Genomic DNA, 20,659 nt, shown 5'->3' on the forward strand with positions numbered 1-20,659 from the left:
GTGAGCCAGAAGGACCTCAGCCGCACCGCGTACGACCACCTGTGGATGCACTTCACCCGCATGTCCTCGTACGAGAACGCCCCCGTCCCGACCATCGTCCGGGGCGAAGGCACCTACATCTACGACGACAAGGGCAAGCGCTACCTCGACGGTCTCGCGGGCCTGTTCGTGGTCCAGGCCGGTCACGGCCGCACGGAACTCGCCGAGACCGCCTTCAAGCAGGCCCAGGAGCTGGCCTTCTTCCCGGTCTGGTCCTACGCCCACCCGAAGGCCGTCGAGCTGGCCGAGCGCCTCGCCGACTACGCCCCCGGCGACCTGAACAAGGTCTTCTTCACCACCGGCGGCGGTGAGGCCGTGGAGACCGCCTGGAAGCTGGCCAAGCAGTACTTCAAGCTCCAGGGCAAGCCGACCAAGTACAAGGTCATCTCCCGCGCGGTCGCCTACCACGGCACCCCGCAGGGCGCCCTGTCCATCACCGGCCTGCCGGGCCTGAAGGCCCCCTTCGAGCCGCTGGTCCCCGGCGCCCACAAGGTGCCGAACACCAACATCTACCGCGCCCCGCTCTTCGGCGACGACCCGGAGGCCTTCGGCCGCTGGGCCGCCGACCAGATCGAGCAGGAGATCCTCTTCGAGGGCCCGGAGACCGTCGCCGCGGTCTTCCTGGAGCCGGTCCAGAACGCGGGCGGCTGCTTCCCGCCCCCGCCCGGCTACTTCCAGCGCGTGCGCGAGATCTGCGACAAGTACGACGTGCTGCTCGTCTCCGACGAGGTCATCTGCGCCTTCGGCCGCCTGGGCACGATGTTCGCCTGCGACAAGTTCGGCTACGTCCCGGACATGATCACCTGCGCCAAGGGCATGACCTCGGGCTACTCCCCGATCGGCGCCTGCATCGTCTCCGACCGGATCGCCGAGCCGTTCTACAAGGGCGACAACACCTTCCTGCACGGCTACACCTTCGGCGGCCACCCGGTCTCCGCGGCGGTCGGCCTCGCCAACCTCGACCTGTTCGAGCGCGAGAACCTGAACCAGCACGTCCTCGACAACGAGGGCGCCTTCCTCTCGACCCTCCAGAAGCTGCACGACCTGCCGATCGTCGGCGACGTCCGCGGCAACGGCTTCTTCTACGGCATCGAGCTGGTGAAGGACAAGGTCACCAAGGAGTCCTTCGACGAGGAGGAGACCGAGCGCGTCCTGTACGGCTTCCTCTCCAAGGCCCTCTTCGAGAACGGCCTGTACTGCCGTGCCGACGACCGCGGCGACCCGGTCGTCCAGCTCGCCCCGCCGCTGATCTCCAACCAGGAGACCTTCGACGAGATCGAGCAGATCCTGCGCGCCACCCTCACGGAGGCGTGGACGAAGCTCTGATCATCCGATCAGCGGCCCCCCTCGGCCCCGGTGCCCTCCGTTCGAGTGAGAACGGCGGCCCGGGGCCGTGTGCCGTCCGGGCTCCGCCCACCGACCTGCCTAGCGTGCACGTGACCGATCGGCCCAGCCTTCGTTCCCCCGGACGGGGGATCGGGATACGGGAAAACGGATCAGAACCGAGGTGTACGCCCATGGAGGCCCCGCCGGACAACGACGTGCTGTGGGCACGGTCCCTGCACTTCCGCCACCAGGACGGCTCGCCCGGTCTCGCCGGTGTCTCGCTCGGCGTGCGGGTGGGCGAGATCCTCGCCGTCAGCGGCCCGCGCGGCAGCGGCAAGACGACGCTCCTGCGGTGCCTGGCCGGTCTGGTCCCGGCACAGCGCGGCGAGGTCTGGTTCAACAGCACGGCCGTGCACCGGATGGGCCCGGCCACCCGTGAGCGGCTGCGCCGCAACCGCTTCGGCTGGATCGACCCGGCCCCGGCGCTCGTCCCCGAGCTGAACGTCTGGGAGAACACCGCCCTGCCCCTGATGCTGCGCGGCACCAGCCGCCGCCGGGCCAAGGTGGCCGCGCTGGAGTGGCTGGAGCGGCTCGACGTCGGCGACAGGGCCCGCAGGCGCCCCGCCGAACTCCAGCAGGCCGAACGCCAGCGCGTCTGCATCGCCCGCGCCCTCGCCCCGGCGCCCACGGTCCTCTTCGCGGACGAGCCGACGGCCCCGCTGCACCGCTCCGACCGCGCCCATGTGCTGCGCACCCTCACCACGGCGGCCCGCTCGCACGGCATCACCGTCGTCCTCGCCACCCACGACGCGGAGACGGCGGCCCTCGCCGACCGCAGGGTCGCGCTCCTGGACGGCCGCCGGGTGACCACGCTCCACCTCCCGGCGGCCCCCGAGACGGAAGGCCGGGCCGAGTGCTCGCTCTCCGTCTGACCCGCGTCGCCCACCCGGCCGTCCATCTGCGCCGCCTCCTGGTGGCCGCCGCGGCGGCCGGCACGGCCTTCCTGATGCTGTCCGCCCTCGGCTACGCGATGGCCCGCCCGGACGCCTCCGCGGCGGCGCTGCTGCGCCTGGCCTGGTGCGCGATCCCGCTCGCCACCACGGTCCACCTCGCGGTGGCGGTGGCCCGCACCGACCCCGGCACCAGGCCGCGCCCCGGTCTGTCCGCGCTGGGCCTGGGCCCGGCCCGGCTGATGGCGATCGCCGCCCTCAACACGGCCCTCGCCTGCACCCTGGGCTCCCTGCTGGCCCTGCTGGTCTTCCTGCACCTGCGCGGCGACCTCACGGGCATGCCCTTCGACGGCGCGGCGAAGGACTTCCTGGCGGCGGACGTGTCCCTGCCGCTCCCGGCGGCCCTGACCCTGCTGGCGGTGCCCCCGGTGCTCGCCTCCGCGGCGGTGGCGCTCACCCTCCGGCCGAGGGACCTGCCCCGCGACCGCGACCGCGGTTACGGCCGCTTCGGCGCGTACGGCAGGGGCGCCGCGCGTGAGACCTTCGGTGCCTACGGCCGCTTCGGCGCCCGGCTGCTCGGCAGCTCTTCCGAAGCCGCGCCGCCCGCCACGGACGGCACCCCGCGGACCCCGGCGGGCGGACCGCCGTCCGGGCGCTCCGCCCGACCCGCGCCGCAGACCCCGCCGCCCGCCGCGGACGGCCCGCCACCGACCCCGGGCGCGGACGGCACCCCGCGGACCCCGGGCGCGTTCGTCATCCCCTCCCCCGCGGACGGCGCCCAGGCGGCCCCGGCCCCCGCCCCCGCCCTCCCCGCCGCCCCCCGCACCGCGCTGGCCGGCCTCCCCTGGGGCATCGCCGTGCTGGCCGCCGGTCTCGCCGTGGAGTCCTCCGCCGGCGGCACCGGGGCCGCCCCGCACACGACCCTGCCCGGCGGTCTGGCGGGCGGCCCCGCGGGCGTGCTCGCCGGCTGGGCCCTGACCGCCGTCGGCCTGGTCCTGGCCGCACCCGGCCTCACCCACCTCTGCGGCCGCCTCCTCCAGTCCGTCCGCCCCGGCGCCCTGCGCCTGCTCGCCGGCCGGGTCCTGATGGCGGAGGCCACCCGGATCGGCCGCCCCCTGGGCATCGTCTGCGCGGTGGCGTCCGCCGCCTTCGCGACGGCCACGCTGTACGACGACGGCAGCCCGTTCTCCTTCGGCCCGCTCACCACCCTGGGCGGCCTGGTGGTCGCCGGGTGCACGGTGGCCACCCTCCTCACCGCGGCCGTGGAGGCCCGCCAGTCCCGCGCCGGCACCACCGAGGCGCTGCTGCGCCTGGGCGCCCCGGCCACCGTGCTGCGCGGCGCCGCGGCCCTGCGCACCGGCGCCCTGCTGGCTCTCTTCGTCCCCCTCACCCTGCTGATCGCCGACCTCGCCGCACTGCCGCTGGCACGCTGACCGGGGCCGCCGATGAGTTTCGCGGCCACCGGGGGTCTGTACACCCGAACGGCACGACACCCGAGGGAGAGGCACCCATGTACCAGCAGATGATCTTCGTGAACCTGGCCACCGACGACGTCGCCGCGTCCCGGACGTTCTTCACGGAGCTGGGCTACACGATCAACCCGCAGTTCAGCGGCGAGGACTGCGCCTGCGTCGTGATCAGCGACACGATCATCGCGATGCTGCTCGGCAGGCAGCGCTACGCCGACTTCACGAAGAAGGAGATCGCCGACTCCAGGAAGACCAGCGAGGTGCTGCTCTGTCTGAGCGCGGAGAGCCGCGAGAAGGTCGACGAGCTGGTGGCGAAGGCGGTCGCGGCCGGCGGCACCGCGAACGACGACGTCCAGGACCACGGCTTCATGTACGGGCGTTCCTTCGACGACCTCGACGGCCACTCCTGGGAGGTCATGTGGATGGACCCGGCCGCGGTGCAGGGCTGACACCTAGAGTGGGCGGGTGCCTCCGACACCCGCCCAGCCGCGTCCCGCCCAGCCCCACCGGGCCGCGCGCGACTGCGAGATCGAGTCCCTCGCCGAGTTCGACGAGATCGTCGCCGAGCGCGGCACACTGGCCCGGTACCGCGTCCAGGCGGTCGATCTGACGGACCGCACGGACGCCCTGCTCGCCACCGACACCACCGGCGCCGTCTTCCTCGGCTGTGCGATGTCGGCCGAGGCCGCCGCCCGGGTCGGCGCGACGGGCGCCCTGGTGTTCCCGCCCGTGCCGGACCTCCCCTTCGACCCGTACCGCGCCTTCGCCTACACGCCCGCCGAGTTGTTCGACTCGCTCGACGAGGGGTACGAGGCGACTCCGGACGCCCGCACCTACGCCTGGGACCGGCGGACCCGGGCCGAGGGCGACCTGTTCGGCTCGATGCTCCGCTCGATCCACGACGACGCCGTCTCCGACGCGCTCGGCGAACTCCTCTACGGCGCCCGGGTGGTGGGGGTGATGGGCGGCCACGCGACGGCGCGCGGCACGGCGGCGTACGCCACTGCCGCCCGGCTCGGCCGGGAGCTCGCGCGGTCCGGCCTCACGGTGGCCACCGGCGGCGGCCCGGGCGCGATGGAGGCCGCGAACCTCGGCGCGTACGCGGCGCCGTACGACGACGGGATGCTCGGCGAGGCGCTGGAACTGCTCGCCGGGGCACCGGCGTTCACACCGTCGGTGACCGACTGGGCGCGCGCCGCCTTCGAGGTCCGCGGACGCTGGCCGCACGGCGGTCCCTCGGTCGGCATCCCCACCTGGTTCTACGGTCACGAGCCGCCGAACGCCTTCGCCGCGCACATCGCCAAGTACTTCGCCAACGCCACCCGCGAGGACGGCCTGCTGGCCCGCTCCGACGCCGGGGTGGTGTTCCTGCCGGGCGCGGCCGGGACCGTACAGGAGATCTTCGACAACGCGACGGCCAACTACTACGGATCGCGGGGCGAACCGACGCCGATGGTGCTCGTGGACGAGGCGCACTGGCGTGCCGAACTGCCCGCCTGGCCGCTGCTGACGGCGCTCGCACGGGAGCGGCCGATGGAGTCCCGTATCGCCCTGGTTGACCGGATCGAGCAGGCTCCCGAGGCGCTGAAACGTCTCAGCAGTTAAAGCGCAGGCAAAGTCAACGCCCGTGGACCGCATATGCATTGACACTGCTTATGGAGCGCTTATAGACCTGTGAGACTCCTGGGGATGACGACGCCTCACCTCACCGTTGCGTCAACTCCCCCTATCACCCCCCGCAGTTATGCACTCAGTAAGGACAAACGTGTCCATATCCCGCCGCAGCGCACGTCGTTCCGTGCGCGTCCTGGGTGTTGCCTCCGCGTCGGCCGCCCTGGCCCTGGGCCTGTCCGGCACGGCCCTCGCGTGCAACATCAAAGAGTTCTCCGCCGAAGCCAAGTGCGACGGCACCAAGGGCGTGATCGCCGTCACCGACGTCGACGCCTCCGGTACGAACGCGACCGTCTCCGTCTTCCTGGAGCAGAACGGCGCGGACGCGAAGAAGGTCGGCGAGCAGGACGTCAAGGGCTCGCGCGAGGGTGTCACGATCACCTTCGACGAGGACTGGGCGCCGAACGCCACGTACCGCATCCACGTCAAGGCGAGCAACAAGGTCGACGAGGACATCAGCCCCAACCTGACGACCCCGTCCACCGCCTGCACCACCGAGGAGAGCTCCAGCCCCTCCCCGTCGGAGTCGGCCACGCCGTCGCCGTCGGAGTCCGAGTCCACCCCGGCCGAGTCCGACTCGGCCACCCCGTCGGCCTCGGAGAGCAGCAGCACCGCCCCGGCGGGCACGTCGAGCAACGCCCCGTCCCCGGCGGTCGGCGAGTCGAACCTCGCCGAGACCGGTGCCAACTCCAACACCGGCCTGATCGCCGGTGTCGCGGGCGCCCTGGTCGTGGTCGGCGGCGGCGCCGTCTGGTTCGGCATGCGCCGTCGTGGTGCGCACAGCGGCAGCTGACGCGTCACCACCCCTCGTACACCGCCGAGGCCCGTCCCCGTATCCCCGGGGGACGGGCTTCGGCCGTACCCGCACGGCGCTCAGTCCAGTACGACGGTCTCCGCCGCGTCGAACTCCACGCCCACCGTGTCCCCGGCCGCCGGGGCCTCCCGCAGCGCGCAGGCCGCCTCCAGGCGGGGGCCGTCGCCCCGGGGCTGGAGGTGGACGGTGACATGGGTGCCCCGGAAGGTGCGGGCGGCCACCGTGCAGGGCAGCCCCGCCTCGGCCGCCACGAGCCGCACCCCGGCGGGCCGGACGAGCAGCGTGCGCGGCCCCTGCGGAGCGTTCCCGGGCACCGGCAGCTTGCCCCACGGGGTCACGGCCGCCGCCCCCTCGACGGTCGCGGGGACCACGTTGCCGAAGCCGAGGAAGCGGGCCACGAACTCGTCGGCGGGCCGCTGCCAGACGTCGAGGGGCGTCCCCGACTGGGCGATCCGCCCGTCCCGCATCACCACCACCCGGTCGGCCACCGCGAACGCCTCGCCCTGGTCGTGGGTCACCGCGAGCACGGTCGTCCCCAACCGCCCGAACAGCTCACGGAGTTCGACCACCAGCCGGTCCCGCAGCGAGCGGTCCAGCTGTCCCAGCGGCTCGTCGAGCATCAGCAGCCGGGGCCGGGGCGCCAGCGCCCGCGCGAGCGCCACCCGCTGCTGCTCCCCGCCGGAGAGCCCGGCGACGGCCCGCCGGCCGGCCCCCGGCAGTCCGACCAGCTCCAGCAGCTCGGCGACCCGCTCGGCCTGCCGGCCCCTGTCGGCACCCCGCATCCGCAGCCCGAAGGCCACGTTCGCGGCCACGTCCCGCTGCGGGAACAGCTGGTGGTCCTGGAACATCAGCCCGACCCCCCGCTGGTGCGCCGGCACCCGTGTCCGGTCCCGTCCGTCGAGCAGCACCCGTCCGAGGTCGAGCGGCTGGAGTCCCGCCACGGCCCTGAGCAGCGTCGACTTGCCGCTCCCGCTCGGGCCCAGCACGCAGACCACCTCGTGCTCGGCGACCTCCAGGCCGACGTCGTCGAGCACCGCCCGGCCGCCGAACCGCACGGTGGCCCGCTCCAGTTCGAGCAGTGGCATCAGAACTCCCCCGTCCGGTCGGTCCGCAGCCGTTCGAGCACCAGCAGCGCCACCGCGCACACCACCATCAGAATCGTGGAAAGGGCCATCGCCTGGCCGTAGTTGAGATCACCGGGGCGGCCGAGCAGCCGGGCCACGGCGACCGGCAGCGTGGGGTTGTCCGGCCGCGCGATGAACACGGTCGCCCCGAACTCCCCGAGCGACACCGCGAACGCGAAGCCCGCCGCGACCAGCAGCGCCCGCCGCACCAGCGGCAGATCGACCTCCCGCCACACCCGCCACGGCGAGGCCCCGAGCACGGCCGCCGCCTCCCGCAGCCGCTCGTCCACGGCCCGCAGCACGGGCAGCATGGTCCGTACGACGAAGGGCACGCCGACCAGCGCCTGCGCCAGCGGGACGAGGATCCACGACTGGCGCAGATCCAGCGGCGGTTTGTCGAGCGCGATCAGGAACCCGAAGCCGACGGTCACGGCCGACACGCCCAGCGGCAGCATCAGCAGCGCGTCGAAGCCCCGTACCAGCCGTCCCGCGTCCCGGCGGGCCAGCGCGGCGGCGGCGAGCCCTCCGATCACCACGGCGACGGCGGTCGCGACGACCGCGTACTGGAGGGAGTTGACGACCGACTCGATCGGCGCGACCAGGAACGTCCCGCCGTCGGCGTCCCCCAGCGCCCGGTAGTAGCCGAGCCCGCCGTCGAACGACCGCCGCACCAGCACGGCCAGCGGCAGCACCAGGAGGACGGCGACGGTCGCGAGGACCCCGCCGAGCAGCGCCCACTGCCCGGCCCCGCGCGGCCGGCGGGCGGTCGTCTCGGGGGCGACGAGCCGCAGCGCGCCCTCCCGGCGCCGTACCGTCCGGGCGTGCACGGCGAGGATCGCGCCCACCGCGGCGAACTGCACGATCGTGAGCACGGCGGCCGTGGAGAGGTCGAAGATCTCGGAGGTCTGCCGGTAGATCTCCACTTCGAGGGTGGAGAAGGTGGGGCCGCCGAGGATCTGCACCACACCGAACGAGGTGAAGGTGAACAGGAAGACCATCAGGGCGGCGGCGGCCACGGCGGGCGCCAGCGCGGGCAGCGTGACCTTGCGCCAGGCGCCGAACGGCGAGGCGCCCAGCATCCGGGCGGCCTCCGCCTGGCGCGGGTCCAGCTGGGCCCAGAGCCCGCCCACGGTCCGCACGACGACCGCGTAGTTGAAGAAGACATGCGCCAGCAGGATGGCCCAGACGGTGGTGTCGAGCCGTACGCCCCAGAGCTCGTCGAGGAGTCCGCCGCGCCCGACGAGCGCCAGGAAGGCGGTGCCGACCACGACCGTCGGCAGCACGAACGGCACGGTCACCACGGCCCGCAGCACCTGCTTGCCCGGGAAGTCCAGGCGGGCGAAGACATGGGCGGCGGGCAGCGCGACCAGCAGGGTGAGCGCGGTGGAGGCGAGCGCCTGCCAGGTGGTGAACCAGAGCACGTGCCGGATGTCGGACCGGCCGACGACGTCGACGATCCGCCCGAACCGCCAGACCCCGTCGGTCCGCAGCCCGCGCGCGACGATCGCCGCGACCGGCCAGGCGAAGAAGACGGCGAAGAACGCGACGGGCACGAGCATCAGCCCGAGCCGCGCCGCGCTCCCGCGCCGGCCGGCCGCCTGGGCACGGCCGGTCACTTGGGTACGGCCCGTCACTTGAGTACGGCCCGTCACTTGAGTACGGCCGGTCACTTGAGTACGAGTGACGTCCACGTCTTGACCCACTGGTCACGGTTGGCGGCGATCTTGTCGGGCGCCAGGGTCTCGGGGTCCTGGGCGGCGGGACCGTACTCGGTGAACTCGGCGGGCACGCTCGCCCCCTTCACCACCGGGTACACGAACATGTTCAGCGGCATGTCCTGCTGGAACTCCTTGGAGACCAGGAAGTCGATGAGCGCCTTGCCGCCCTTGCTGTTCCCGGCGTTGCTCAGCAGCCCGGCGAACTCGATCTGCCGGAAGCAGGTGCCGGTCGCGACCCCGGTGGGCGCGGTGCTGGGCTTCGGGTCGGCGTAGATCACCTCGGCGGGCGGGGAGGACGCGTACGACACGACGAGCGGCCGGTCGCCGCCCGCCTTCTTGCCGCCCGCGGAGCCGGAGAACTCCTCGTTGTAGGCCTGCTCCCAGCCGTCGACGACCTTGACGCCGTTGGCCTTGAGCTTCTTCCAGTAGTCCTGCCAGCCGCTGTCCCCGTACCTCGCGGCGGAGCCGAGCAGGAAACCGAGCCCCGGCGAGGAGGTGGCCGCGTTCTCGGTGACGAGGAGGTTCTTGTACTGCGGCTTGACGAGATCGGCGTACGAGGCCGGCGGGGTCAGCTTGTGCTTGCTGAAGTACGCCTTGTCGTAGTTGACGCAGATGTCGCCGTAGTCGACGGGCGTGACCCGGTGCCTGGCGGCGTCGAGCTGGTACTCGGTGCCGACCCGGCCGAGCCCCTTGGCCTCGTACGACTGGAAGAGGCCGTTGTCGAGCGCCCGGGACAGCAGGGTGTTGTCGACGCCGAAGAAGACGTCGCCCTGCGGGTTGTCCTTGGTCAGGATCGCCTTGTTGACGGCCTGCCCGGCGTCGCCGTCCTTGAGGACCTTGACCTGGTACCCGGACTGCTTCTCGAAGTCCTTGAGCACGCTCTTGGAGACGGCCCACGAGTCGTGGCTGACCAGGGTGACGGTCTTGGAGGCGGCGCCGGTGCCGGTGTCCGAGGACGAGCACGCGGACAGCGCGACGAGCCCCAGCCCCGCGGCGGCGGCCACGAGGGTCCTGGTGTGCATGGTGTGCCTGGTGTGCACGGGTGTTTTCCTCCTGGGATGGACCAGGAAGAGACGCGGCCCTGCCCGCGGTGTGCGGGCAGGGCGCAACAGCTTGAGTGATGACCGAACTTCCTACCCAGAATGACCTGGGCGAGGTTCAGAGGGTCTGCGGCCCGATTGCCGCACTCTCAGCGCTGTGGCGCTCCCCTGTCGGAATATGAAGATGTGTCGATATGAAGGTGTGGTGGCCAGATCCTACCGCTCGGTGGCCGCCAGCTGACCGCAGGCGCCGTCGATCTCCTGGCCACGGGTGTCCCGGACGGTCACCGGCACACCGTGCGCGGCGATCGCCTCGACGAACGCCTTCTCGTCCTCGGGCCGCGACGCGGTCCACTTCGAGCCCGGAGTCGGGTTCAGCGGGATGAGGTTGACGTGCACGGGCTTGCCCCGGAGCAGCCGCCCGAGCCGGTCACCGCGCCAGGCCTGGTCGTTGATGTCGCGGATGAGCGCGTACTCGATGCTGAGCCGCCGCCCGCTCTTCTCGACGTAGTCGAAACCGGCGTCGAGGACCTCGCGGACCTTCCAGCGGGTGTTGACCGGGACGAGGGTGTCGCGGAGCTCGTCGTCGGGGGCGTGCAGGGAGATCGCGAGCCGGCACTTGAAGCCCTCGTCGGCGAACCGGTGGATGGCCGGCACGAGTCCGACGGTCGAGACGGTGATCCCGCGCTGCGAGAGCCCGAGCCCGTCCGGGGCGGGGTCGGTGAGCGCGCGGATCGCGGTGACGACCCGCTTGTAGTTGGCGAGCGGCTCGCCCATCCCCATGAAGACGATGTTGGACAGCCGCGCCGGGCCGCCGGGCACCTCGCCGTCCCTGAGCGCGCGCATGCCGTCCACGATCTGGTGGACGATCTCGGCGGCGGACAGGTTCCGGTCCAGCCCCGCCTGCCCGGTCGCGCAGAACGGGCAGTTCATCCCGCAGCCGGCCTGCGAGCTGATGCACATGGTGACCCGGTCCGGGTAGCGCATCAGCACCGACTCGACGAGCGTGCCGTCGAAGAGCCGCCACAGCGTCTTGCGGGTGGTGCCCTCGTCCGTCGACAGATGCCGGACGACGGTCATCAGCTCGGGGAACAGCGCCTCGCGCAGCCGCTCGCGCGAGGCGGCCGGGATGTCCGTCCACTGCTCGGGGTCGTGCGCGTACCGCGCGAAGTAGTGCTGCGAGAGCTGCTTGGCACGGAACGGCTTCTCACCGGCCTCGGCCACCGCGTCCTTGCGCTCGGCGGGCGTGAGATCGGCGAGATGCCGCGGCGGCTTCTTGGCTCCGCGCGGGGCGACGAAAGTGAGTTCTCCGGGCTTGGGCATGGTCCAACCAGTGTCGCAGATCCACACGGGTGACCCTGCCGCCCTGTGGACGGGCCCCGGCCGGGGCCCGGTGGGGCTGTGCCGGGGGCCTCGGTCACCAGGTCACGGGGAGGGTGCGGGGGCCCCGGATCAGGCCCTGGCGCTGGAACTCGACCTCCTCGGGGGGTACGGCCAGGCGGATCTCCGGGAAGCGGTCCAGGACCGAGGCGATGAGGACCTCGGCCTCCATCCGGGCCATGATCGCGGCCATGCAGTGGTGCGGCCCGTGCCCGAAGGCCAGGTGGGGGCCGTCGGCGCGGTCGAAGTCCAGGGCGTCGGGGTCGGGGAAGACCGCGGGGTCCCGGTTGGCGGCGACGTACGCGTTGTAGACGACCTCACCGGCCCGGATCAGCTGGCCGCCGACCTCGACGTCCTCGACGGCGACCCGCGGGATGCCGACGCCGTTGCGGTGCGGGACGTAGCGGAACAGCTCGTCGACGGCCTTGGGCAGCAGCTCCGGCTCCCGGCGCAGCCGCTCCAGGTGCTTGGGGTGGGTGAGCAGCGCGTACATCATCGAGCCGCTGTTGTTGCGGACCGCGTGGCCGCCGCTGACCTGGATGGCGGTGGCCAGGGAGATCGCCTCGTCGTCGGTGATCTCCCCGGCCGCGGCGGCCAGCGCCAGCACCCCGGCCAGGTCCTCGCGGGGCTCCTCGCGACGCCGCTGGAACAGCTCGGCGATGCGGGCCCGGGTGGCCCGGGCGGCCTCCGCGGCACGCTCCTGGGCGTCGGCGCCCGCGGACAGCAGGACCTCGCCGGTCGCCGCCCAGCGGTGCCAGTCCTTCTCGTCGACGCCCAGGAAGTCGCGGATCACGGCGATCGGGAAGGGGCCGTGCAGATGCTCCATGAGGTCGGCCGGCGGCCCCGCCCCCTCCATCGCGTCGAGGAGTTCGGCGGCCCTGCGCTCGGCCAGCGGGCGCAGCCGCTGCATGGCCCGCCCGGTGAAGGCCCGGGCGACGACCCGGCGCAGCCGGTTGTGCCGGGGCGGGTCGATGTACTGGAGGCCCGCGGTCTGCGAGGCGACGGGTTCCGGGCGCATGCTGGTGACGTCACGGCCGACGACCTGTTCCCGGGAGAAGCGCGGGTCCGCGGTGACGAAGCGGATGTCCTCGTACCGGGTGACCAGCCAGGCGTGTCCCTCGCCGTGCGCGAGCCTGATGCGGGTGACCGGCTCCTCGCGCAGCACCTCGTCCAGGAAGGGGTCGGGGTCGAGCGCCGGCAGGTCGTCGACGGGCCAGAACCGCACCGGCGGAGGCGGCGGGGTCGGGGACGGGGTGGAGGCCGGGGTGGAGGCCGGGGCTGGGTCGAGGGGCATGGGCACACTCCCTGCACGTCAAAAGAGACTGCATCCGCACTCGAAGTGTCCTCCGGCCCACCCGGGGCTGCGATTTCAGCTACGGCATCCGGGGCTGCGGTTTCGGCTGCGGCTGCGGCTGCGGCTGCGGCTGCGGCATCAGAGGCTGCGGTTTCGGCTACGCGGCATCAGAGGCTGCGGTTTCGGCTGCGGCATCCGGGGCCGGGACACGGCCGGGCCCCCGCCCTGGGGAGGACGGGGGCCCGGTCACGTGAGTCGTGCGTACGCCCGCGTGTCAGCGACTGCCGACGAACAGCACCAGCAGCAGCCACACCACCGGAGCCGTGGGCAGCAGGGAGTCCAGGCGGTCCATGATGCCCCCGTGGCCCGGAAGCAGCGTGCCCATGTCCTTGATGCCGAGGTCCCGCTTGATCATCGACTCGCCGAGGTCGCCGAGGGTGGCGCTGGCGGCGACCGCGAGGCCCAGCAGCAGGCCCTGCCACCAGGTGCCGTCGTCGATCAGGAACTGCATGCACAGCGCGCCCGCGACCATGGCGAACAGCACCGCGCCGACCAGGCCCTCGCGGGTCTTGCCGGGGCTGATGCGCGGGGCGAGCTTGTGGGTGCCGAAGCGCCAGCCGACCGCGTAGGCGCCGGTGTCGCTGACCACCGTCAGGAGCAGGAAGGTCATGACCCGGAACGCGCCGTCGTCGGCGGTGAGCATCATCGCGACGAACGTCGCCAGGAACGGGACGTAGAACGCCGAGAAGAGGCCCGCCGTGACGTCCTTGAGGTAGCCCTCCGGCGGTTCCGTCATCCGCCAGACCAGCACCGCGAGCCCGGTGAGCGCCAGGGCGACCCAGGCGCCCTCGGCACCGCGCACATAGCCGGCGACGACCATCGCCGCGCCGCCGAGCGCCAGCGGGACCAGCGGCGCCTTGATGCCCTTGCGCTCCTGGAGCCGGCTGGTCAGCTCCCACAGACCCACCACGACGGCGACCGCGACCACGCCGACGAAGACGGCCTTGACGACGAACAGGGACGCCACGATCACGACGCCCAGTCCCACACCGACGCCTATGGCCGCACCCAGGTCGCGGCCCGCGCTCTTCTTCTGCGGCGCGGGCGCCGGCTGTGGGGCGTCGGGCATGGGCTCCGGATTCTGCGGCGCCGCCGCGTGAGGCAGGGGCTGCGCCGACGGGGTGTCGTCACGGAACAAGGGACCGCTCAGCCGAGCGGCCCCCCGGTCGTCGTCCTGGTCTGAGCCGTACGCGGGTACGTCGTCGGGCACGATGGGCATGGGGCGAGTCTGCTGCGCGTCATGCGCATCGTACGCGGGACCCGCCGGGGCGGCTCCCTGGACATACCCCTGGTCGTGGCCATGGGCGTGGCCGTGGTCGTACCCCTGGCCGAAGCCTTGGGCGGGACCCTGGCCGTACCCGTGGGCGGGACCCTGGCCGTACCCGACGGCAGGGCCCTGGTCGTACCCGTGCCCGGTGCCCTGATCGGTCGGCCCCCAGTACCCGGCCGGTGACCCGGCCTGCGGCCCGGCGTCTGGCGGCGCTCCCCAGGATGAGTCGTTCATCAGACTTCGAGAAGCTCCGCTTCCTTGTGCTTGAGGAGCTCGTCCACCTGGGCGACGTACTTCGAGGTGAGGTCGTCGAGCTCCTTCTCGGCGCGGCGGCCCTCGTCCTCGCCGACCTCGCCGTCCTTGATCAGCTTGTCGATCGCGTCCTTGGCCTTGCGGCGGACGGAACGGATGGAGACCCGGGAGTCCTCCGCCTTGCCCTTGGCGACCTTGATGTAGTCGCGGCGGCGCTCCTCGGTGAGCTCGGGGAACACCACACGGATGATGTTGCCGTCGTTGCTCGGGTTGACGCCCAGGTCCGAGTCGCGGATCGCCTGCTCGATGTTGCGCAGGGCCGTCTTGTCGAACGGGGTCACGACCGCCATGCGCGGCTCCGGCACGGAGAACGAGGCCAGCTGGTTGATCGGCGTCGGCGCGCCGTAGTAGTCGGCCACGATCTTGTTGAACATCGCCGGGTGCGCACGGCCGGTGCGGATCGCGGCGAAGTCCTCCTTGGCGACCACGACGGCCTTCTCCATCTTCTCCTCGGCCTCGAGGAGGGTCTCTTCGATCACCACTTGCTCCTGCGTGTCTTGAGTAAGGCCCGGCTGCGGTTCCGTTGCGGGGCGGCGGCCGGCTTCGTCGCGTCTTCTTTCCTGCACGGTTCCCGACCGGCAGGACATTGTCCATCCCCCGGTCAGGGTGCGTCAGGCGTTACCGGTCAGGACCGGCTGCCCTGGTCACCCACCAGAGTGCCGATCTTCTCACCCTTGACGGCGCGCGCGATATTGCCCTCCGCCAGCAGCTCGAAGACCAGGATCGGCAGCTTGTTGTCACGGCAGAGCGTGATCGCGGTGGCGTCGGCGACCTTCAGCTCGCGGGTGATGACCTCGCCGTAGCCGAGCGAGTCGAACTTGACGGCGTCGGGGTTGGTCTTGGGGTCGGAGTCGTAGACCCCGTCCACGCCGTTCTTGCCCATGAGCAGCGCCTCGGCGTCGATCTCCAGGGCGCGCTGGGCGGCGGTGGTGTCGGTGGAGAAGTACGGCATGCCCATACCGGCGCCGAAGATGACCACGCGGCCCTTCTCCAGGTGGCGCACGGCGCGCAGCGGGATGTACGGCTCGGCGACCTGGCCCATGGTGATCGCGGTCTGCACCCGGGAGTCGATGCCCTCCTTCTCCAGGAAGTCCTGGAGGGCGAGGCAGTTCATCACGGTGCCGAGCATGCCCATGTAGTCCGAGCGGGCCCGGTCCATGCCGCGCTGCTGGAGTTCGGCGCCGCGGAAGAAGTTGCCGCCGCCGATGACGACGGCGATCTCGGCGCCGTCGCGGACGACGGCCGCGATCTCACGGGCGATCTTGTGCACCACGTCGGGGTCCACGCCCAGGCCGCCGCCTCCGGAGAAGGCCTCTCCGGACAGCTTCAGCAGAAACCGGCCGCGTACTTTGCCGTCGTCGCTCTTCTGAGCCTTGGTGGTCATGGGGATCCCGCCTCTTTCACGTGTTGCACATACGAAGAAGGCCATTGCCGGTGGGGTCGCTTTTCGCTGCCCATGCGCGGCAATGGCCTCCTCGTCAGATCTGCCGCCGTCCGTCACGTCCCTGTGTGTGCCGGTGTGTACGGACGACTGCTGTCGACCGACCCTATCGGGATTTCCCCGTGGGTCGCGCGTCGATCGCGGTACGGACTCAGATGCCGACCTTGATGCGCGCGAAGCGCTTCAGCGCGACACCGGCCTCGTCCAGCACCTTCTGGACCGACTTCTTGTTGTCCAGCGCGTACGGCTGGCCGAGCAGCGTGGCGTCCTTGAAGAAGCCGTTGAGGCGACCCTCGACGATCTTGGCGATCGCGGCCTCGGGCTTGCCCTCGGCGCGGGTGGTCTCCTCGGCGATGCGGCGCTCGGACTCGACGACCTCGGCCGGGATGTCCTCACGGGAGAGGTACTTCGGCGCGAAGGCGGCGATGTGCTGCGCGATGCCCTTGGCGACGTCGGCGTTCGGCTTGTCCAGCTCGACGAGGACACCGATCTGCGGGGGCAGGTCGGGCATCGTGCGGTGCATGTACGCGAGCACGAAGCCGTCGGAGAACTGGGCGAAGCGGTCCAGGACGATCTTCTCGCCGAGGTTGGCGTTGGCCTCGTCCACGAACGCCTGGACGGTCTTGCCGGCCTCGATCTCGGAGGCGAGCAGGGCCTCGAGGTCGGCCGGGGAGGTCGCGGCGACGTGCGCGGCGATCTGGTTGGCGACGGCCTGGAACTTCTCACCCTTGGCGACGAAGTCCGTCTCGCACTTCAGCTCGACGATCACGCCGGAGGAGTTGTCGTCGGCGATGATCGAGACCACGGCGCCGTTCTCGGCGGAGCGGCCCTCGCGCTTGGCGACGCCCTTCTGGCCCTTGATGCGGAGCGCCTCGACGGCCTTGTCGACGCTGCCCTCGGCCTCGTCCAGCGCCTTCTTGCAGTCCATCATGCCGGCGCCGGTGAGCTCGCGGAGCTTCTTGACGTCAGCGGCGGTGTAGTTCGCCATGAGTCGTAAGTCTTTCTCGAAGTCGGAAGATCTGCCCGATCCACGATCCACACGTAGATGTGGAGCGCGAACCTATGGGTGAACGGCGGGGGCGTTCGGGATGTCGCCGCCCCCGCCGTCAACGCTTGCGGGTCAGGCCTGCTCGGCGTCCGCGGCCGGGGCCTCGGCGACAGCCTCGGTCTCGGCAGCGGCCTCGGCGGCCGGAGCCTCGGCAGCCGGAGCCTCGGCGGCAGCGGCCTCGGCGGCAGGGGCCTCGGCGGGCTTCTCCGCCTCGTCGGCCTTCTTCTCGCCCTCGAGCAGGTCGCGCTCCCACTCGGCCAGCGGCTCGGCCGCGGGCTTCTCGCCCTTGTCGCCGGTGGCGACGCGGGAGCGGGAGATCAGACCCTCGGCGACCGCGTCGGCGATCACGCGGGTGAGCAGGGTGACGGAGCGGATCGCGTCGTCGTTGCCCGGGATCTTGTAGTCGACCTCGTCGGGGTCGCAGTTGGTGTCGAGGATGGCGACGACCGGGATGTTGAGCTTCCGGGCCTCGCCGACCGCGATGTGCTCCTTCTTGGTGTCCACGATCCAGACGGCGCTGGGCACCTTCTGCATCTCGCGGATACCACCGAGGGTCTTCTCCAGCTTGGCCTTCTCGCGCGAGAGCACGAGAAGCTCCTTCTTGGTCAGACCGGAGGCGGCGACGTCCTCGAAGTCGATCTGCTCGAGCTCCTTGAGGCGCTGCAGACGCTTGTAGACGGTCGAGAAGTTGGTGAGCATGCCGCCCAGCCAGCGCTGGTTGACGTAGGGCATGCCGACGCGGGTGGCCTGCTCGGCGATGGCCTCCTGCGCCTGCTTCTTCGTGCCGACGAACATGACCGTGCCGCCGTGGGCGACGGTCTCCTTGACGAACTCGTAGGCGCGGTCGATGTACGACAGCGACTGGAGCAGGTCGATGATGTAGATGCCGTTGCGCTCGGTGAAGATGAAGCGCTTCATCTTCGGGTTCCAGCGACGGGTCTGGTGACCGAAGTGGACGCCGCTCTCCAGCAGCTCCCGCATCGTGACGACGGCCATGGCCATCTCCTTGAGTTTCTCGGTTGTGCCGCGGGTGCCGGACGGCTCCCGCGCCTGACGCCCGGGTGCACTGTGCCGCGAAGGACCGAGAAGCGCTGACCCAGATCGTCCTGCTGACCTGGTGTCGGGGCGTGCGAAGTCGACCCGGTGACCCGGATCGCCGTAAGAAGTGTACGGGACCCACGGGGTACCGGGTGACGCCGCTGTGCACAACCGGGGAGTAATCCACAGGTACCGGCCATGATCGGCGGAGATGCGGGACGGTTCGGGCATGACGATCACGCGAGGGACGGCCCCTGGGGCGGGCCGGCGAACGGTTCGGTGGGCGGCTCGGCTGATGTGCACGGCGTCGGCGGTGCCCCTGGTGCTGGGGATGCCGGCGGCGCGGGCGGACGATCCGCCCACCGCACCGGTGCCGGCGGTCGCCCGCGCCTGGCCGGTGGGGGTACGGCCGCCGGTCCTGCGCGGCTGGGAACCGCCCGCGACGGTGTACGGCCCCGGGCACCGCGGCGTCGACATGGCCGCGCCCGTGGGCGGACCGGTGCGGGCGGTGGCCGCGGGCCGGGTGTCCTACGCGGGGCGGGTGGCGGGGCGGGGTGTGGTGTCGGTGGACATCTCCGGGACGGATCTCCGCACGACCTACGAGCCGGTGAAGGCGACGGTGGAGAAGGGGCGCGAGGTGGCGGCGGGCGAGATGGTGGGGACGGTGGAGGCCGCGGGTGCGCATTGCGGCGGGCGTACCTGTGTGCACTGGGGGCTGCTCAGGGGCGACGCGTACCTGGACCCGCTGCTCCTGCTGCCGCCGTGGCTGCTGAACCGGGGTCCGTCGAGACTGCTGCCGGTGCTCGGGGTCCCGCTTCCTGCGGGCTGACGGCCGCGGGGCGCGCGACCGCGGGCCGACGGGGCGAGGCGCGCGGTCCCCCGTGCCCCTCGCAGGCCGCATGGTTCCCCGTGCCCCTCGCGGGGCGCGGGCGCCCTCAGCCCCGGACGCCCCGCAGCGCCATGGCCACGGCGGCGGCCGTGATGACCTCCGGGTCCTCGGCCGCGCCCAGCTCGATTCGGCGTACGGCCGCGTCCACGACCCCCTGCACCAGCATCGCGGCCAGCCGGGGCTGCGCGTGCCCCAGTTCCCCGAGCGCCTCCACGATCATCGCGACCAGGCCTCCGTGGGCGGCCCGGATCTTCTCCCGCGCGCCCGCGTCCAGCTCGCTCGCCGAGATCGCGACCACCGCCCGGTGCCGCCGGTCCCCGACCAGGGCCAGCTGCTGCCGGACGTACGCCTCGACCTTGCCCTCGGCCGAATCTGCCCGCTCCATCGCGGCCTCGACCTCGGCGGCCCAGACGGGGAAGTCGACCTGGCACAGTTCCTCGACCACGGCGGCCCGGGAGCGGAAGTACTCGTACACCGACGACCGCGCGAGCCCCGTCCGCTCGGCGAGCGCGGGGAAGGTCAGCGCCTCCGTCCCGCCCTCGGACAGGAGGGACCGCGCCGCGTCCAGCAGGGCGGCTCGCTGCATCGACCGGTGCTCGGCCACGGAGGCCGCTCGAATCCTTGGCACGTCAACCACTCTACGGACGCAGCCCCCCGGAGGGGAGCCACACCGGCCGGGACACGGCTCACTCCGGCGGGTCCGAACGCCCTCAGCGGCCGAAACCCGCCAGCTTGGCGCGCAGCTGCAGCACGGATTTGGTGTGGATCTGGCTGACGCGGCTCTCGGTGACCCCGAGCACGTTGCCGATCTCGGCGAGGGTGAGCCCCTCGTAGTAGTAGAGCGTCACCACGGTCTTCTCCCGCTCCGGCAGCGTGTTGATGGCCCGCGCCAGGAACCGTCGCAGCTCACGGTCCTCGGCCACCTCCACGGGGTTGTCCGCGGCGGTGTCCTCCAGCGTGTCCATGACGCTGAGCCCGTCGCCGCTCTCGCCCCCGACGTGCAGCAGCTCCTCCAGCGCCACCACGTTGGCCAGTGACAGCTGGCTGAAGACGGCGTGCAGGTCCTCGACCTCGATGCCCAGCTCGGCGGCCACCTCGCTCTCCGAGGGCGTGCGCCGCAGCCGTGCCTCCAGCGTGGCGTACGCCCGTTCCACGTTGCGCGCCTTCTGCCGGACCGAGCGTGGGATCCAGTCCAGCGCCCGCAGCTCGTCGATCATCGCGCCCCGGATCCGGGTGATCGCGTACGTCTCGAACTTGATCTCCCGGTCGACGTCGAACTTCTCGATCGCGTCGATGAGGCCGAACACCCCGGAGGAGACGAAGTCGGCCTGCTCCACGTTGGGCGGCAGTCCGACGCTCACGCGTCCCGCCACGTACTTCACCAGCGGTGAGTAGTGCAGGATCAGCTGTTCCCGCAGCCGGTCGTCCCCCGTGTCCTTGTACGACCGCCACAGCTCGTCGAGCGTCGAGGGAGCGGGCGGCCGCACGTTGCCACCGTCACGGGCGGCTGGGGGGATCGCCGCCCGGTCGGACCCGGAGGTGTGCTGGGGCATTCGTCGCCTAGTGCCGTTCTGCCGTGAAGTGCCAGGAAGTGCCGTGATGTGCCGCGAGGTGCGGTGAGCGGGGCGGGGTGGGGGGAAGGGGGCGAAGGAGGGTGGAAGAGGGTGGAGGAGGCCGGAGAAGGGTCCGCCGGGCGGCTGTCGGTGCGGTGTCGGGCTGTCGGTGCGGTGTCGGATCGGCGCGGTCTGCGCCGGACTTTCGTGAGCGTAGCGTGAC

19 protein-coding genes are annotated in these 20,659 nt (G+C 72.0%); 7 read left to right on the forward strand and 12 right to left on the reverse strand.

Annotated elements, in window-relative coordinates; genetic code table 11:
- The 6 genes from ACZ619_RS21800 (at position 1) to ACZ619_RS21825 (ending at position 6,248) form a co-directional block, all read left to right on the forward strand.
- Positions 1–1,365, forward strand: coding sequence for an aspartate aminotransferase family protein (locus ACZ619_RS21800; RefSeq protein WP_469601311.1), 1,365 nt, complete (start codon positions 1–3; stop codon positions 1,363–1,365).
- A gap of 191 nt (positions 1,366–1,556) precedes the next feature.
- The gene (locus ACZ619_RS21805) at positions 1,557–2,297 is read left to right on the forward strand and encodes an ABC transporter ATP-binding protein (RefSeq protein WP_469601314.1); all 741 of its coding nucleotides are present in this window, start codon (positions 1,557–1,559) and stop codon (positions 2,295–2,297) included.
- Positions 2,279–3,748, forward strand: a complete 1,470-nt coding sequence (locus tag ACZ619_RS21810) for a hypothetical protein (protein ID WP_469601317.1) — start codon at positions 2,279–2,281, stop codon at positions 3,746–3,748. Before ACZ619_RS21805 ends, ACZ619_RS21810 begins: the two co-directional genes overlap by 19 nt.
- 77 nt (positions 3,749–3,825) lie before the next feature.
- The gene (locus tag ACZ619_RS21815) at positions 3,826–4,233 is read left to right on the forward strand and encodes a VOC family protein (protein ID WP_469601320.1); all 408 of its coding nucleotides are present in this window, start codon (positions 3,826–3,828) and stop codon (positions 4,231–4,233) included.
- Between the two features lie 16 nt (positions 4,234–4,249).
- On the forward strand, positions 4,250–5,389 hold the full coding sequence (locus ACZ619_RS21820; protein ID WP_469601322.1) for an LOG family protein: 1,140 nt from the start codon (positions 4,250–4,252) through the stop codon (positions 5,387–5,389).
- Between the two features lie 139 nt (positions 5,390–5,528).
- Positions 5,529–6,248, forward strand: a complete 720-nt coding sequence (locus tag ACZ619_RS21825; RefSeq protein WP_469601324.1) for an LAETG motif-containing sortase-dependent surface protein — start codon at positions 5,529–5,531, stop codon at positions 6,246–6,248.
- A gap of 80 nt (positions 6,249–6,328) precedes the next feature.
- On the opposite strand, the gene ACZ619_RS21830 is transcribed toward ACZ619_RS21825, so the two are convergent.
- From ACZ619_RS21830 to rpsB, 10 genes are all read right to left on the reverse strand, one after another.
- On the reverse strand, positions 6,329–7,354 hold the full coding sequence (locus ACZ619_RS21830) for an ABC transporter ATP-binding protein (protein WP_469601327.1): 1,026 nt from the start codon (positions 7,352–7,354) through the stop codon (positions 6,329–6,331).
- Positions 7,354–8,952, reverse strand: coding sequence for an ABC transporter permease (locus ACZ619_RS21835; RefSeq protein WP_469601737.1), 1,599 nt, complete (start codon positions 8,950–8,952; stop codon positions 7,354–7,356). Before ACZ619_RS21835 ends, ACZ619_RS21830 begins: the two co-directional genes overlap by 1 nt.
- A gap of 107 nt (positions 8,953–9,059) precedes the next feature.
- On the reverse strand, positions 9,060–10,133 hold the full coding sequence (locus ACZ619_RS21840; RefSeq protein ID WP_469601740.1) for a thiamine ABC transporter substrate-binding protein: 1,074 nt from the start codon (positions 10,131–10,133) through the stop codon (positions 9,060–9,062).
- A 234-nt stretch (positions 10,134–10,367) separates the two neighbouring features.
- Positions 10,368–11,474, reverse strand: coding sequence for a dual-specificity RNA methyltransferase RlmN (rlmN, locus tag ACZ619_RS21845; protein ID WP_469601329.1), 1,107 nt, complete (start codon positions 11,472–11,474; stop codon positions 10,368–10,370).
- A gap of 94 nt (positions 11,475–11,568) precedes the next feature.
- On the reverse strand, positions 11,569–12,825 hold the full coding sequence (locus tag ACZ619_RS21850; protein WP_469601331.1) for a cytochrome P450: 1,257 nt from the start codon (positions 12,823–12,825) through the stop codon (positions 11,569–11,571).
- Between the two features lie 274 nt (positions 12,826–13,099).
- Positions 13,100–14,389: a phosphatidate cytidylyltransferase gene (locus ACZ619_RS21855; protein ID WP_469601334.1), complete on the reverse strand. Its 1,290-nt coding sequence runs from the start codon at positions 14,387–14,389 to the stop codon at positions 13,100–13,102.
- Positions 14,389–14,946: a ribosome recycling factor gene (gene frr, locus ACZ619_RS21860; RefSeq protein ID WP_469601336.1), complete on the reverse strand. Its 558-nt coding sequence runs from the start codon at positions 14,944–14,946 to the stop codon at positions 14,389–14,391. The genes ACZ619_RS21855 and frr overlap by 1 nt, the downstream gene beginning before the upstream one ends.
- A 146-nt stretch (positions 14,947–15,092) precedes the next feature.
- The gene (pyrH, locus tag ACZ619_RS21865; protein ID WP_469601338.1) at positions 15,093–15,851 is read right to left on the reverse strand and encodes a UMP kinase; all 759 of its coding nucleotides are present in this window, start codon (positions 15,849–15,851) and stop codon (positions 15,093–15,095) included.
- Positions 15,852–16,059: 208 nt separating this feature from the next.
- Complete coding sequence (gene tsf / locus ACZ619_RS21870; RefSeq protein WP_469601339.1) at positions 16,060–16,896, reverse strand: translation elongation factor Ts; 837 nt, start codon at positions 16,894–16,896, stop codon at positions 16,060–16,062.
- Between the two features lie 132 nt (positions 16,897–17,028).
- Positions 17,029–17,952, reverse strand: a complete 924-nt coding sequence (gene rpsB / locus ACZ619_RS21875) for a 30S ribosomal protein S2 (RefSeq protein ID WP_469601342.1) — start codon at positions 17,950–17,952, stop codon at positions 17,029–17,031.
- 373 nt (positions 17,953–18,325) lie between these two features.
- Here rpsB and ACZ619_RS21880 point away from each other — a divergent pair, with 373 nt between their 5' ends.
- The gene (locus ACZ619_RS21880; RefSeq protein ID WP_469601742.1) at positions 18,326–18,823 is read left to right on the forward strand and encodes a peptidoglycan DD-metalloendopeptidase family protein; all 498 of its coding nucleotides are present in this window, start codon (positions 18,326–18,328) and stop codon (positions 18,821–18,823) included.
- 106 nt (positions 18,824–18,929) lie between these two features.
- Here ACZ619_RS21880 and ACZ619_RS21885 read toward each other — a convergent pair whose 3' ends face one another.
- Positions 18,930–19,487 (reverse strand): TetR/AcrR family transcriptional regulator, encoded by a 558-nt coding sequence (locus tag ACZ619_RS21885; protein ID WP_469601745.1) that lies wholly within the window; start codon positions 19,485–19,487, stop codon positions 18,930–18,932.
- Between the two features lie 106 nt (positions 19,488–19,593).
- Positions 19,594–20,436 carry an RNA polymerase sigma factor WhiG gene (gene whiG, locus ACZ619_RS21890; RefSeq protein ID WP_469601345.1) on the reverse strand — a complete coding sequence of 281 codons (843 nt, stop codon included), beginning with the start codon at positions 20,434–20,436 and terminating at the stop codon, positions 19,594–19,596.
- Positions 20,437–20,659 lie beyond the last annotated feature (223 nt).

It is taken from the genome of Streptomyces sp. NPDC104367 (genome assembly GCF_055583825.1).

What these genes read in the sequence shown, in the direction of transcription:
- pyrH (WP_469601338.1), bottom strand. Translation starts at nt 15,851, where the DNA reads ATGACCACCAAGGCTCAGAAGAGCGACGACGGCAAAGTACGCGGCCGG.
- rlmN (WP_469601329.1), bottom strand. Translation starts at nt 11,474, where the DNA reads ATGCCCAAGCCCGGAGAACTCACTTTCGTCGCCCCGCGCGGAGCCAAG.
- ACZ619_RS21840 (WP_469601740.1), bottom strand. Translation starts at nt 10,133, where the DNA reads ATGCACACCAGGACCCTCGTGGCCGCCGCCGCGGGGCTGGGGCTCGTC.
- ACZ619_RS21805 (WP_469601314.1), top strand. Translation starts at nt 1,557, where the DNA reads ATGGAGGCCCCGCCGGACAACGACGTGCTGTGGGCACGGTCCCTGCAC.
- ACZ619_RS21850 (WP_469601331.1), bottom strand. Translation starts at nt 12,825, where the DNA reads ATGCCCCTCGACCCAGCCCCGGCCTCCACCCCGGCCTCCACCCCGTCC.
- whiG (WP_469601345.1), bottom strand. Translation starts at nt 20,436, where the DNA reads ATGCCCCAGCACACCTCCGGGTCCGACCGGGCGGCGATCCCCCCAGCC.
- ACZ619_RS21815 (WP_469601320.1), top strand. Translation starts at nt 3,826, where the DNA reads ATGTACCAGCAGATGATCTTCGTGAACCTGGCCACCGACGACGTCGCC.
- ACZ619_RS21855 (WP_469601334.1), bottom strand. Translation starts at nt 14,389, where the DNA reads ATGAACGACTCATCCTGGGGAGCGCCGCCAGACGCCGGGCCGCAGGCC.
- ACZ619_RS21880 (WP_469601742.1), top strand. Translation starts at nt 18,326, where the DNA reads ATGCCGGCGGCGCGGGCGGACGATCCGCCCACCGCACCGGTGCCGGCG.
- ACZ619_RS21835 (WP_469601737.1), bottom strand. Translation starts at nt 8,952, where the DNA reads ATGCTCGTGCCCGTCGCGTTCTTCGCCGTCTTCTTCGCCTGGCCGGTC.
- tsf (WP_469601339.1), bottom strand. Translation starts at nt 16,896, where the DNA reads ATGGCGAACTACACCGCCGCTGACGTCAAGAAGCTCCGCGAGCTCACC.
- rpsB (WP_469601342.1), bottom strand. Translation starts at nt 17,952, where the DNA reads ATGGCCGTCGTCACGATGCGGGAGCTGCTGGAGAGCGGCGTCCACTTC.
- ACZ619_RS21825 (WP_469601324.1), top strand. Translation starts at nt 5,529, where the DNA reads ATGCACTCAGTAAGGACAAACGTGTCCATATCCCGCCGCAGCGCACGT.
- ACZ619_RS21830 (WP_469601327.1), bottom strand. Translation starts at nt 7,354, where the DNA reads ATGCCACTGCTCGAACTGGAGCGGGCCACCGTGCGGTTCGGCGGCCGG.